This is a genomic window from Cupriavidus sp. SK-4 (genome assembly GCF_000611125.1).
Taxonomy (GTDB): domain Bacteria; phylum Pseudomonadota; class Gammaproteobacteria; order Burkholderiales; family Burkholderiaceae; genus Cupriavidus; species Cupriavidus necator.
This window is the reverse complement of record NZ_JFJW01000090.1, coordinates 122,252-135,570: the sequence shown is the minus strand read 5'-3', so window position 1 is coordinate 135,570 and position 13,319 is coordinate 122,252. Positions and strand designations below refer to the sequence as shown.

Sequence of the window (13,319 nt, the reverse complement as noted above, 5' to 3'; positions counted from 1 at the left end):
GACCCTGCTACGCCATGTGAGTGTGGGGCAGTGCCTGCGTTAACCCACTATTGGACGATCCCCATGCAGGGCGTAGGCCGCCTGCTGCCAGCCGTATCGCGCGGACGCCTACGGCTGCTGCGCAGGCTCAAAATGCGCTGACGGTCATTGGGCGCTTGCGCGGAGCGCAGCCGAACGCGTTGATGCGATATCGCTCGAGAGCGCGGGGGCATCCCCATTCAATGGCCCAAAACAAAAGCGGCCCAAAGGCCGCTTTGCGTAAAACTGAGCAGTCGAAACGATTACTTCAATGCCTCAAACACCCGCCCAGTAATCTCATCGACATTCCCCACCCCCAGAATCTTCCGATACTTCGGCGGCGCCACCTTGGCGGAAGCATCCCCCTTGGCAGCCCAGTCCGAGTAGTAATCCACCAGCGGACGCGTCTGCTGCGAATAGACATCAAGACGCTTCTTGACCGTCTCTTCCTTGTCATCGTCACGCTGGATCAGCGCCTCGCCGGTCTCGTCGTCCACGCCCTCGGTCTTGGGCGGGTTGTACTTGACGTGGTAGGTGCGGCCCGAGGCCACGTGCACGCGGCGGCCGCTCATGCGCTCGATGATGGCGTCGAACGGCACATCGATTTCCAGCACGTAGTCGATCGCCACGCCCGCTTCCTTCATTGCCTCGGCCTGCGGAATGGTGCGCGGGAAGCCGTCGAACAGGTAGCCGTTCTTGCAGTCGTCTTCCTTCAGGCGGTCCTTCACCAGGCCGATGATGATGTCGTCCGACACCAGTCCGCCCGCGTCCATGACCTTCTTGGCTTCCACGCCAAGCGGGGTGCCGGCCTTCACCGCGGCGCGCAGCATGTCGCCCGTGGAGATTTGCGGAATGCCGAACTTCTCGCAGATGAACTTGGCTTGCGTGCCTTTGCCGGCGCCAGGCGCGCCCAACAGGATCAAACGCATTTACGGGTCCTCAGAGTTTTTAATCTGTATGGCGGGAGATCAGAAGGAGGGTAACGCCGTAACTTGACGCAGGACTTACTGCGGTCCTGATGCGTTCTGACTGCGTTCAGCGCGAGCACTGCTCAGGCGTACCCACGCGTACGGCCGGCGGCGGCTGCCAGGGGGATGGCGGCGCGGCATACCGGACGGGCTCTATCTTTATCTCCCCACCGAGCCTTGGCCGGCGGCACGCTTGCGCATACCGGCCGGGCGGCTCTGTATCGGCAAGCATTATGCCATGAGGCGGCGCCAAATCGGCCCGAAATCCGCCCCCCGGTTCAGGTTGCAGCAGTATGAACCTGAGCGGGCAGGCGCCAGCGCGCGGCACTTTCCGGCGGTTTTATCAGGGCCCTTCCTGGGCCATCGACTGCGCCCACAGCGCGCGCACCCGTTCCAGGTCGGCCGGGGTGTCGACGCCGGGGGCCGGCGCGGCGCTGGTTTGCAGCACCGCAATGCGCTCGCCATGCCACATGGCGCGCAGTTGCTCCAGCGCCTCGGTCTGCTCCAGCGGCGCCGCCGCCAGCGTCGGGAAGCGGCGCAGGAAGCCCGCCCGGTAGGCGTACAGCCCGATATGGCGCAGCACCGGCATGCCGGGCAGCGGCACCTGTGCCAGTGCCGCGGGCACGGCCGGCACGCCCGACCAGGCATCGCGCGCCCACGGGATCGGCGCGCGCGAGAAATACAGCGCGCGGCCGGCGGCGTCGCACACCACCTTGACCACATTGGGATTGAAGACTTCGGCGATGTCCTGCAGCGGATGCGCCGCGGTGGCGATGGCGCAGTCGGCGTGGTGCGCCAGGTGCAGCGCCACCTCGTCGATCAGCGACGGTTCGATCAGCGGCTCGTCGCCCTGCACATTGACCACGATGGCGTCGTCGGCCAGGCCCAACTGGGCGGCAACTTCAGACAGGCGGTCGGTGCCGGAAGGGTGGTCGGCGCGGGTCAGCACGGCATCGATGCCGTGCGCGGCGCAGGCCTGCGCCACCGCGGGCGCATCGGTGGCGACCACGGTGCGCTGCGCCGACGACGCATGCGCGCGTTCGGCCACGCGCACGATCATCGGGCGCCCGCCGATATCGGCTAGGGGCTTGTCAGGCAGGCGCGTCGAAGCGAGCCGCGCGGGAATGACGACGGTGAACGCGGGGACGGTCATGGCGCGCGCTCAGTTGCCGGCGGCGGGGGCGTCCGGATTGACCACGCGGCCCGGCACCGACTGGCGGGCCTCGTCGGCCAGCATCACGGGGATGCCGTCGCGGATCGGGTACGCCAGCTTGTCGGCGTGGCAGATCAGCTCCTGCGCGGCGCGGTCGTATTCCAGCTTGCCCTTGCACAGCGGGCAGACCAGGATTTCAAGCAGCCGGTTGTCCATCTCGGTGTTCCTCATTGCGCCCTGCGGCTCCGGGCGTGGTTGCCGGCGCGGTCGGCGCGGGTTTGACTTGCGCCAGCACGGCGCGGCGGATTTTCTCGATCAGGCCGGCATCGATCACGGGCCTGGTGGGGACGACCCAGATGCGCGGGTCGTCGAAGCGCTCGCATTTTACGGCATCCTTCTCGGTGATCAGGATCACGTCGGCGTCGAGCGCGTCGGGATGGTCGACGAACGGGTCGGCGACAAAGTCATAGTGGTCCGTCAGCGGCAGTGTCTTCGGCGTCAGGCCCGCGCCGCGCAGGCTGGCGAAGAAGCGTTCGGGGTTGCCGATGCCGGCGGCGGCCAGCACGCGCCTGCCGGCAAAGGCGCTTACCGGCCGCGCCATGGTGGGATCGTTCAGTTGCCAGGCGTCGTCCAGCTCCAGCCGCATGCCGTACACGCCGGGGCGGTCGGGCGTGGCGCGGAAGGTGGGGTCGTTGATCAGGGTCGCGTCGCGCGGGCGCGAAAGCGGCTCGCGCAGCGGGCCGGCCGGCAGCAGCAGGCCGTTGCCGCCCATGCGCGAGTCGAACATCACGATCTCGAAGTCGCGCTGCAGCTTGTAGTGCTGCAGGCCATCGTCGAGCAGCAGCACATTGACGCCCGGGTGCGATACCAGCATGGTCTGCGCGCACAGCGCGCGGTCGGGGAAGACCCAGACCGGCACGTCGGTGGCGCGCGCAATCAGGAGCGGCTCATCGCCTACGTCGGACGCCTTCGAGGTCGGCTTCACGCGGCGCGGGTGCTTGAGTTCCACGCCGTAGCCGCGCGACACCACGCCGGGGCGCAGCCCCGCCTCGGTCAGCGCTTGTGCCAGCGCGATCACCGCCGGCGTCTTGCCGGTGCCGCCCACGGTCACGTTGCCGACCACCACCACCGGCATCGGCAGCCGCGTCGACTTGAACCAGCCGCGCTGGTAGCCATGGCGGCGCACCCGCGCGATCAGCCCGAACAGCAGCGAGAACGGCAGCATCACCCACGCGAACCAGCCGCGGCGTTGCCACTGGGCGGTCACGAAGTCGGCAAGGGCATGTCGGGGAACGGGCATGGGCGCGGCGGGCGGTGGAGTCGGTGGTTGGGATGGGATTGTAGTGCGCCCGCGGCTTCGCCCTCTGAGGGCGCGGGCGGCTCAACCATTATGGGCATTGCACAGCGCATGCGGCAAGCCCGCCGGCCGCATGCGCCCAGGGCGCTCGGGGTCAGCGCGGCTGCGCGCTCTGCGTGGCGAAGGTCAGGCGCGACAGCCCGGCCAGCCGCGCGGCCTCCATCACGTTGATCACGGCCTGGTGGCTGGCCTGCGCGTCGGCATTGACGATCACCACTGGCGGCTGGCCGCCGGCACTGGTGCCCGAGGCGGCGCGCAGCTGGTCGGCCAGGCTGGTGACGTCCTTCTGCTCCATCACCTGCCTGTTGACGGAGTAGACCCCGCGCGATGACACCGACACCACGATCTCCCGCGGCCGCTGCTGGGCGCGTTCGGCGTCGGCGGCGGGCAGCTGGATCTGCAGCTCGGTAAAGCGCGAGTAGGTGGTCGTGATCATCAGGAAGATCAGGATCACGAGCAGCACGTCGATCAGCGGGATCAGGTTGATCTCCGGCTCTTCGCGCCGCTGGCGGGAACGGAAGTGCATGGCGTTCGTTCCGTTCGGCGATCAGGCGCGGCGTTGCGGCAGGATCGCGTCGAGGAACGACGTGGCGCGGAATTCCAGCTCGGCCACGTAGTCATCCACGCGGCGGCGGAAGTAGCGCCAGAAGATCAGCGCCGGAATTGCCACGATCAGGCCGAAGGCCGTGTTGTACAGCGCCACCGAGATGCCGTGCGCCAGCTGTTCCGGGCTGGCGCCGGTGCCGCCCTGGCTGCCGAAGATCTCGATCATGCCGATCACCGTGCCCAGCAGGCCCATCAGTGGCGCCACCGAGGCGATCGTGCCGAGCGCGTTCAGGTAGCGCTCCAGTTCATGGGCGACCACGCGGCCGGCTTCCTCCACCACGTCCTTGGCGGCATCGCGCGAGGTGTGCGGCTGCAGCACCACGTGGCGCAGCCCGGCGGCCAGCACCCGGCCCAGCGGCGAGTTCTGCTCAAGCGTGTTGACCACTTCCGGCGTGGCGCGGCGCTGCTGCGCGGCCGCCAGCGCCTCTTCATAGAGCCTGGCGGGCAGGACCTTGCTGCGCTTGAGGGTAAGAAAACGTTCGACGATCAGCGCCAGCGCGATGACCGAGGCGAGCAACAGCGGCCAGATCGGCCAGCCGGCCGCTTGAATGATGGAAAACAATTGGACCCCCGGGATCGACAACCGAATAACAAAACCCCAAACCACCTGGACGGCATGCCTTGATGCGCGTCTGGCCGCTGGCGGCGCGCGCTCCGGCATTGCTCTGAAAAATCAGGCGCCACTCTAACCTGCGCCCTGTCGCACGGCAAGACGGCACCCGGCGCTGTCTCGGCCACGCATCGCCCATTTCCACAGCAAAGCGGGACAGTGTTGTGGATCGATTGTGGAAAGCTACCTGACAAGCGTGCTAACACATTGATCCATAAGAGCAAAAATATCACTGCTTAAATTTTGCGCAAAAGCCTGTCGCAGACCCTGCGGCGCATGGTGCACGCCGCCAGGCACTGCTTTCCACAACCTGGCGGGGCGCGTCGGTGTGCTGGCACTCATTCCGGTGCGGCTTTCCACACAGCGCCGGGACAGGATTGTGGAGCGCTTGTGGAAAGCTGCCTGAGAGGTCACCTAAGTGCTTGATTTATAAGGTGGCACCACGGGCTGCTTAAAAAACGGGCAAACGGGTGTATCCCATTGCGGCCAGCGGTCGATGTGGAGGCAGCCAGGGCAGAATCCGGGTTTTTCCACATTCCGCAGGGAGAGCATTGTGGACGGCCTGTGGACAAATCCGGGAGAAGCAGGTTAACCCATTGATTTTTATGGCCTCCCATCGTCCTGCCCAGAAATTGTGCAAATGCAGCATGGACGCTGCACCGCGGACGGCCGGCAACGTTGCGATACGCCATGCGCAGGGTCGGTCGCTTTCCATGGGACCGCAAGCGGGGTTGGGGCCACTTACGCTGGAAAAGTGTGGTTTACGTCCCCTTTTATCCAGAGAAGCTGTGGATAACTTTGTGAACAAGCCTGCCAGGCGCTTTGTAAGTGATTGATGCAAAAGAGAATTGGTTATATTGCCTAATTTTTGTTTTACGCGTAAAGCTCATAAGAATCAAAGGGTTGCACGAATCCATGCGCCTTTCGGGGCAGGGCGCCGGCATCAGCGCTACCCCCTTGACATAGCGGTTATGCTGTGGACATGTCCCATTCACGCCGCTTGCCAACAGTGCGCCATGCCAGACTTGCAGAATTTTTCGCGTGACCCTTCCTCCACCGCGCCGCGCAGCGGTCGCGATGTCATCCCTGTCGGTGAGCTGAACCACACCATCGCCAGGCTGCTCGAACGCAGTTTTCCGCTGGCCTGGGTGCGCGGCGAGATTTCCAATTTCACGCGCGCCGCCAGCGGGCACTGGTATTTCTCGCTCAAGGATGCACGTGCGCAGATCCGCTGCGTGATGTTCCGCGGGCGCAACCAGCATGTCGACTTCCAGCCGCGCGAGGGCGAGGCGGTAGAGGTGCGCGCCGTGGTCACCATGTATGAGGCGCGTGGCGAGGTGCAGCTGGGCGTGGAGGCAATGCGCCGGGCGGGGCTGGGCAACCTGTACGAAGCCTTCCTGCGCCTGAAGGAAAAGCTGGCGCAGGCGGGGCTGTTCGCGCCGGAGCGCAAGCGCCCGGTGCCGGCGCATCCGCGCACCATCGGCGTGGTCACCTCGCTGCAGGCGGCGGCGCTGCGCGATGTGCTGACCACCTTGCGCCGGCGCGCGCCGCATGTGCCGGTGCTGGTCTATCCGGTACCGGTGCAGGGCGCGGGCGCGGCGCAGAAGATCGCCGACATGCTCGATGCGGCCAGCGCGCGGCGCGAGTGCGACGTGCTGATCCTGTGCCGCGGCGGGGGCAGTATCGAAGACCTGTGGTCGTTCAACGAAGAGGTGGTGGCGCAGGCGATTGCGCGCTGCGCGCTGCCGGTCATCTCCGGCGTGGGCCACGAAACCGACTTCACCATTGCCGACTTTGTCGCCGATGTGCGAGCGCCCACGCCGACCGGCGCGGCCGAACTGGTCAGCCCGGATCGCGCGCACCTGCTGGCGCAGGCGATGCGCGCGCGCGACGCGCTCACGCAGTGCATGCGGCGCGGACTGGACCTGCGCGCGCAGCACCTGGACTGGCTGGCGCGGCGCGTGCGCAGCCCGCAGGCGCAACTGCAGGAGCGGCGCGCGCGCGTCGACAATCTGGCGCGACACTTGCGTTCGGCATTGCGTGACACGGTGGTGTCGCAGCGCCACCGCCAGCAATTGCTGGCGATGCGCTGGAGCGCGTGCCGTCCCGATGCCAGCGCCGCCCATGCCGACGTGGCCCGCCTGTGGCAACGCCTGCAGGCCGCCGCCGTGCGCCAGCACGAGCGCGCCGGCCAGCGCCTGGCGCGCAGCGCCGGCGCGCTGGAACTGCTGGCGCCGCAGCGCACGCTGGAACGCGGCTATGCGGTGCTGCTGGACCAGCGCGGGCGCGCGCTGCGATCGCCCGCCGAGATCCGCGCCGGCAGCGTGGTCGAAGCGCACCTGGCCGAAGGTGTGGCCGACCTGGCGATCGCCGGCGTGCAGGCCAAGCTGCCGGATTTCTGAGCGCCTGCGCGGCCCGCGAACGCCTCCCATTCGCGATGCCGCGGCGGGCGCGAAACGCCCAGGCAAGCCGGGCGGAAATCCCCCCGGAAACCCCTGCCAGGACAAACTAACATCGGAGCAGGGGGCTTTGTCCCGCGGTTTGCGCGGGTCTTGCAAGTCCCCTACAATCGGCAATTCCGGACCCACAACCCCAACCCACAGAGACAGAACAATGGAACACAAGCTCCCCCCGCTCCCGTACGCGCATGATGCCCTGGCTCCGCATATCTCCAAGGAGACGCTGGAGTTCCATCATGACAAGCACCACCAGACCTACGTCACCAACCTGAACAACCTCATCAAGGGCACCGAGTTCGAGAACTCGACCCTGGAAGAGATCGTCAAGAAGTCGTCGGGCGGCATCTTCAACAACGCTGCCCAGGTGTGGAACCACACCTTCTACTGGGATTCGATGAAGCCCAACGGCGGTGGCCAGCCGACCGGCGCGCTGGCTGATGCCATCAACGCCAAGTGGGGCTCGTTCGACAAGTTCAAGGAAGAGTTCACCAAGACCGCCGTGGGCACCTTCGGTTCGGGCTGGGCCTGGCTGGTCAAGAAGGCCGACGGCTCGCTGGACCTGGTCTCGACCTCCAACGCCGCCACGCCGCTGACCACCGACGCCAAGGCGCTGCTGACCTGCGACGTGTGGGAACACGCCTACTACATCGACTACCGCAATGCCCGCCCGAAGTACGTCGAGGCATTCTGGAATGTCGTGAACTGGGACTTCGCCGGCAAGAACTTCGCTGGCTGATCCGCGGATCATCCTTGCAGCAAGAAAGGGCCATCCGGCCCTTTTTTGTTTTTGGGTGCGCACGGGGCGGGATTGGATTTGAATCTGCCTGCGGGATCGTCCATATTTGTCCGTATCCGGCCGCCAGCTTTCGGTGCGTCCCCGTGCGCTCCGTGCCATCGTGTACTTCGTATGCCGGCCATTTCCCGCAGCCAGGTGCCCGATGGCCCGATGGAAGGCATGTTCCTCTTGCAGCCCCGCCGGTGCGCGCCGTCCGTGGGCAGCTCTGCCCGTCGCACTCTTGCTGCTCGCCGCCGTCGGCGGCGCCAGCGCGCAGCCGCTGCCGTCCCCGCCGGGCGTGCCGCCCCCGTTCAAGCTGTTGCGCTATGAAGAGGACTATCGCTACCTGCGCGATCCGGCCATGCGCACGGGTTTCTGGGATCCAGCCAAGTATGTGCCGCTCGGCAGTCCTGGCTGGTTCGTGAGCTTCGGCGGAGAGATCCGCGAGCGCTTCGAGGACTACTCGGCCAGCAATTTCGGCGTGCCGGGTCCGCGTGGCGATGGCTACCTGATGCACCGCGCGCTGCTGCATGCCGACCTGCATGCCGGTGAATCCCTGCGCGCGTTCGTGCAGCTGGGCAACCAGCTGGCCATGGGCAAGGACGTCACCACGCCGCCCTATGTCGACCAGCTCGATGTGCAGCAGGCATTCGTCGACCTGCGCGTGCCGCTCCCGGCGCCCGCGCAGGACCCGCTGCTGGTGCGCGTGGGCCGGCAGGAAATGGCGTTCGGCGCGCAGCGCCTGGTTTCGATCCGCGATGCCCCCAATGTGCGGCGCGCCTTCGACGGACTGAGGCTTGGCTCAAGCCTGGGCAGCGCGCGCGTGGATGCCTTCGCCACGCGTCCGGTGCTGCTCAAGGACGGCAGTTTCGACGACCGGCCCAACCAGGCACAGGGCTTCTGGGGCGTCTATGCGACGATGCCGGCGGCTTTCCTGCCGGCAACCTCCGCCGATCTCTACTACCTCGGTTTCGAGAATGACCGCGCGCTGTTCAGCGATGGCAGCGGCGCCGAGCGGCGGCATTCGCTCGGGGGCCGCCTGTCCGGCCGCCACGGCCGCTGGGACTGGGACTGGGAGGCGCTGGTCCAGTTCGGCAGCCTGGCCTCGCAGCAGATCCGCGCATGGGGCTTCTCGACCGATACCGGGTACACCTTCGCGGCTTCGGCCTGGCGCCCGCGCACAGGCATCAAGGCGACCATGGGCAGCGGTGACCGCAATCCGCATGACGGCACCATCGGCACCTACAACGGCTTGTTTCCCAAGCTGGCCTACTTCAACCAGGCCGGCCTGATCGGCGCCTCCAACGTGCTGGATATCCAGCCGTCGCTGACGCTGGTTCCCGCGGCCGGCATCAAGCTGACCTTTGCCTGTGACTTCATCTGGCGGGCAACCACGCACGACGCGGTCTACACCTCGTCTGGCATCCCGGTTCCCGGCACCGCGGGCCGCTCCGGCCAGTACAGCAGCAGCCAGCTCTCCGTGGATGTTGCATGGCAGGCGAGCCGGCATGTGCTGGTCAATGGCGGCGCCGTGTACGTGGATGAGAGCCGGACGCTGAAGGCTGTTGGTGGACACAACACGCGCTTTCTCTACCTGGCGCTCGGCTATACGTTCTGATGCGGCGGGTGCCATGCGGCACATGCGCGGCTTACCGTGCGAGCGTCCCATGCGCGGAACGCAGCGACACCAATGCAGCGCAGTGATTTGCGACTTTACCCGCTAGTCGAAAGCACCGGTACGCCATCGATGACCAGCCTGACCTGGCCACGGCCCGCATGGATCAGCCTGACCGGCAGATTTCGTTCATCCAGGCGCCGCCGCAGCAGCAGAAGGCGCGTTTCGAGATTGTCCTTGATTTCCGGCAGCCTCAGCGAGTCCGCCAGGCGGATCTCCCGATTGGTGAACTCGCTCCTGCCTTCTTCGATATAGGCGCGCAGCATGAAGGAGAGAAGGCGTCCCGCGACACCCTTGATGGCATAGGCATTGTCGATGAACACGCTATCGTCGAAGCGGTGATGGGTTACCTGGATGACCCGGCCACGCGGCAGTTCCGGCGCCCGGCAGGGCATCGCCGGCTGGCCATCGGGCGCAAGCGCTTCGCAAAGCGCCAGCGCGGTGGCGCACTGGTGCGCGATCATTTCCATTGCCGTTTCGTGCGTCGCACAGAATGCAAGCCGCTGGCGGCTTTCCACGAACAGCACGCCACGCAAGGTCCCTTGCGCCATCAGCGGAACCGCCATCTGACTCATCGCATCCGGCAGGGTGGGCAGCGCGATGGACCTGGTGCGGTTTTCATCGGCAGGGCTGGTGCCTTCTATGGCAGCGCCCAGCCGGCGGACCCGGCTCATGTCATTGATCCTGACGGGGTGCTCGCTGACGGCGGCAATGCCGATCAGGCCGTCGTCAAAGGCAATTTCCGCACCAGCGCCGGAGCGCTCGTAGCCCCTGCTGACAACCGTGGTCAGCAGGCGGCGCGTATTGTCGCCAAGTAAGACGATCGCCTGGCTGAAGCCCAGGGCCTCGCACGCATCGAGCGCTGCGCATAGCACCCCTTCGGTATCGTGCTGCGCGCTGATCGCCTTCATTGCACGACCGAGGGCGGCGAGGTCAGGCGCCGGCGACGGAGGGCCTGTACGGGCAAGCTCGACCGTGGATGTCACGGCGGCAATCGCGTTGACCCGGAAGATATCGATCGCCTTGAGGCGCATGATCCCGGCCATGCCTACCTGTGCGCTGCTTGCTCGCAACTGGTTCGACACGCGCTCGAACAGCGGGCCCTCATCTCGCGACGAGACCCAGGTGAGGTCGAGCGTGAACTGTCCGCCGTGGCGGGCACTGACCAGGAGCAGGGAAGCCTGGGGATTGGCGCGGATATTGGCGGCCGTCTTGGCAAAGAACTGGTTGGAGATCGCCACGTGCGTATCGTCCACCAGTACGACATGCGAGAGGTAGGAGATATTGGGCGTGCCGTCGGCCGCGGTCGTGGCGATGATCGAGGGGATCACGCCCTCGAAGCAGTCATCGAGATCGAGGAGCTGGATCATGCGACGTCCGTCCCGGCAGCAGTGCCGGCTTTGGGGCCGGGCGTCTGGACATAGGCCTCCCTGACGAGGACACGCGCAACCGTCAGTTCCCGTTCGGACATCCACGGCATGACCAGTTCGGCCGGGAGGCCGAGACCGCTGAACAGTTCAACCATCTCGGCCTGATAGCGGCGCGAGAGTTCCAGGTCTGGCTGTGCCGCGGCGCGGAGCTGGGCAGTGCCTTTCAATTGGTAGGACACATAATCCGTGGGCCGCGAAAAAGTGACCGCGGCCTGACCATTGGCGGACAGGTTGGAAGTCGTTGCGGGCCATTGCCAGGCGGACAAGACCAGTTCGACGTTTTCCTCATCGACGACACGCGCACCGACGGCCCGGCCGATCGACGGCCGGTTCACCGTGTCTCGCGTGCCGACGATGATCATCACCGGGCTCGCGATAAAGCGCCTGATCTCCTCTGACAGCCGCATGGTGTGCCCTTTTCGTTATTTTTTAGGAAACTCGCGCCCCTGCTTAGGAACCATTTAGCGACATCGTTTCCAGGCGCGGATTATAACTTCCGGACCTGCCACAAAAGGGGAGCTCCGGCATGCACTATCCGAATGAGAAGACTGTCGCCATCATCGGCGCCGGGCCAGCGGGCCTGGTCTCGGCCCGCTGGCTCGCGCAACATGGTTTTGATCCGATGGTGTTTGAGGCAAGCGAGAGACTGGGCGGTCAATGGAACCCGGCTGCCGAGGCGAGCGCGACCTGGGCCGGGATGCGCACCAACACCAGCCGCGTCATGTCGGCCTTTTCCGATCTCGATCATGAATCGGACGTGGCGACTTATCCCCGACAGGATCAGATGCTGGCTTACCTGGAGCGCTATGCCGACAGGTTCGGTCTGGTGCGACGCATCCGGTTTGGAAAGCGTATCGAGCTTCTTGAGGCCGCGCCGGATGGCCGCTGGCGTATCCGTTCCCGGACCGCGGAAGGCATGGTGGAGGAGACGTTCAGCCACGTCATCGTGGCCACGGGAGCCCAGGCCCGTCCGCTTGTACCGGAGATACCCGGGGTGGGAAGCTTTACCGGCGCGCTTGGCATCGCGCATACGTCGCAATATGAAGGGCCTGAGCGCTACCGGAATCATGCCGTGGTGGTGGCCGGTTGCTCGATCAGTGCGTTGGAAATCGCCTCCGATCTGGCCTATGGCGGAGCCCGTGTCACGTCGGCCTACCGTCGTCAGCGCTATATCGTTCCCAAGCTGATAGCGGGTGTGCCGGCCGAACACGTGTTGTTCAACCGCGCCGCGGCGCTGGCACTGGAAGCATTACCGCCCGAGGCGCTTGCTGAGGGGCTCAAGGCGGCGGTGCTGAAGGCGGGCGGCAGTCCGGACCAGTTTGGTGCGCCCGTGCCGGCCGGAAATCTCTTCGCGGCCGGGGTGTCGCAGTCACAGGGTTTTCTCCCGGCAGTGGCCGAAGGCCGCATCATCGTCCGTCCCTGGATCGAGCGTATCGACGGGAGTACTGTGCTGTTCAGCGACGGTAGCCACGCGAGACCCGATGCCATCCTCTTTGGTACCGGCTACGGCCTGTCATTGCCATGGCTGGATCCGACCATCGCGAGGATCCTGAACTTCGACGGCACGAGTCTCGATCTTTACGCGCACACTTTCCATCCAGACCTCAAGGGCCTGGCATTTGTCGGCCTCTGCAATCTCGTGGGCCCATACCTGCCGGTGATGGAACTGCAGGCCCGCTGGATCGCATACGTACTGGCTGGCCATGTCGCCATGCCATCGCGGGCCCGGATGGAGCAAGGTCTCGAAGCCTGTCGCGCAATGCGCGAACGTGGCCAGCAGCCGGTGTCGCACGAACTCGCGGTCTCCCTTGCTCGTCATGCGGGGGTGGAACCGGACCTGGAGCGCTGGCCTCACCTGGAGCGCGCGCTACTGTTCGGCCCGCTGTCGCCCGTCTCATTCCGGTTGCAAGGCACCGACCATCTGGAGGATGCACCAGTGCGGACGCGAGCCGCGGCCGAGGCATTCGGGGCGATACGATCCTCGACGTTCACACCCGAAGAATTGCACCTCCGACGCCTGCTTGAGGAACACGCATCGGTCTCGCCCTGAAGCTTGCACCGCGTTGCGATGGCGTTAGTCGGGTGGAGCAGTATCCGTCGGAAAGCCATTCTCGCATGTCATCCACGATGGAGCGAAGTCAGGATTCCTTCGCCAGCTGCGAGATCCGCTTCCAGCGCGCATCCTCCTTCGGCAACTCGGCTAGAAACTGGCGGCGGTCCGCGATGTCGACATACATCGACTGCTGCGCGCAGAACGCCTTGAACGGG

At 65.8% G+C, this 13,319-nt stretch carries 12 protein-coding genes; 4 read left to right on the top strand and 8 right to left on the bottom strand.

Going from position 1 to position 13,319, the window contains the following annotated elements; genetic code table 11:
* Nucleotides 1–281: 281 nt before the first annotated feature.
* The 6 genes from adk to CF68_RS20010 form a co-directional block, all read right to left on the bottom strand.
* Nucleotides 282–947 carry an adenylate kinase gene (gene adk, locus CF68_RS20035; protein WP_035822081.1) on the bottom strand — a complete coding sequence of 222 codons (666 nt, stop codon included), beginning with the start codon at nucleotides 945–947 and terminating at the stop codon, nucleotides 282–284.
* Nucleotides 948–1,329: 382 nt separating this feature from the next.
* Nucleotides 1,330–2,139 carry a 3-deoxy-manno-octulosonate cytidylyltransferase gene (gene kdsB, locus CF68_RS20030; protein ID WP_035822078.1) on the bottom strand — a complete coding sequence of 270 codons (810 nt, stop codon included), beginning with the start codon at nucleotides 2,137–2,139 and terminating at the stop codon, nucleotides 1,330–1,332.
* Between the two features lie 9 nt (nucleotides 2,140–2,148).
* The gene (locus CF68_RS20025) at nucleotides 2,149–2,355 is read right to left on the bottom strand and encodes a Trm112 family protein (RefSeq protein WP_013955684.1); all 207 of its coding nucleotides are present in this window, start codon (nucleotides 2,353–2,355) and stop codon (nucleotides 2,149–2,151) included.
* Complete coding sequence (lpxK, locus tag CF68_RS20020) at nucleotides 2,336–3,439, bottom strand: tetraacyldisaccharide 4'-kinase (protein WP_035822075.1); 1,104 nt, start codon at nucleotides 3,437–3,439, stop codon at nucleotides 2,336–2,338. Before lpxK ends, CF68_RS20025 begins: the two co-directional genes overlap by 20 nt.
* A gap of 151 nt (nucleotides 3,440–3,590) precedes the next feature.
* Nucleotides 3,591–4,022 (bottom strand): biopolymer transporter ExbD, encoded by a 432-nt coding sequence (locus tag CF68_RS20015; RefSeq protein WP_035822073.1) that lies wholly within the window; start codon nucleotides 4,020–4,022, stop codon nucleotides 3,591–3,593.
* 21 nt (nucleotides 4,023–4,043) lie between these two features.
* Nucleotides 4,044–4,664: a MotA/TolQ/ExbB proton channel family protein gene (locus CF68_RS20010; RefSeq protein WP_035822108.1), complete on the bottom strand. Its 621-nt coding sequence runs from the start codon at nucleotides 4,662–4,664 to the stop codon at nucleotides 4,044–4,046.
* Nucleotides 4,665–5,728: 1,064 nt separating this feature from the next.
* Between CF68_RS20010 and xseA the strand changes: the two genes are divergently transcribed.
* The 3 genes from xseA (at nucleotide 5,729) to CF68_RS19995 (ending at nucleotide 9,564) form a co-directional block, all read left to right on the top strand.
* Nucleotides 5,729–7,114 carry an exodeoxyribonuclease VII large subunit gene (gene xseA, locus CF68_RS20005; RefSeq protein WP_035822070.1) on the top strand — a complete coding sequence of 462 codons (1,386 nt, stop codon included), beginning with the start codon at nucleotides 5,729–5,731 and terminating at the stop codon, nucleotides 7,112–7,114.
* 211 nt (nucleotides 7,115–7,325) lie between these two features.
* Complete coding sequence (sodB, locus tag CF68_RS20000; RefSeq protein ID WP_010812260.1) at nucleotides 7,326–7,907, top strand: superoxide dismutase [Fe]; 582 nt, start codon at nucleotides 7,326–7,328, stop codon at nucleotides 7,905–7,907.
* Nucleotides 7,908–8,187: 280 nt separating this feature from the next.
* A complete protein-coding gene (locus tag CF68_RS19995) occupies nucleotides 8,188–9,564 on the top strand; it encodes an alginate export family protein (RefSeq protein WP_235205825.1) in 1,377 nt (458 codons plus the stop codon).
* Between the two features lie 95 nt (nucleotides 9,565–9,659).
* On the opposite strand, the gene CF68_RS19990 is transcribed toward CF68_RS19995, so the two are convergent.
* Both CF68_RS19990 and CF68_RS19985 read right to left on the bottom strand, forming a co-directional pair.
* A complete protein-coding gene (locus CF68_RS19990; RefSeq protein WP_035822066.1) occupies nucleotides 9,660–10,991 on the bottom strand; it encodes a GAF domain-containing protein in 1,332 nt (443 codons plus the stop codon).
* Nucleotides 10,988–11,458: a pyridoxamine 5'-phosphate oxidase family protein gene (locus CF68_RS19985; RefSeq protein ID WP_035822064.1), complete on the bottom strand. Its 471-nt coding sequence runs from the start codon at nucleotides 11,456–11,458 to the stop codon at nucleotides 10,988–10,990. The genes CF68_RS19990 and CF68_RS19985 overlap by 4 nt, the downstream gene beginning before the upstream one ends.
* A 119-nt stretch (nucleotides 11,459–11,577) precedes the next feature.
* On the opposite strand from CF68_RS19985, the gene CF68_RS19980 reads away from it, so the two are divergent.
* A complete protein-coding gene (locus tag CF68_RS19980) occupies nucleotides 11,578–13,101 on the top strand; it encodes an NAD(P)/FAD-dependent oxidoreductase (protein WP_035822062.1) in 1,524 nt (507 codons plus the stop codon).
* Nucleotides 13,102–13,319: the final 218 nt, after the last annotated feature.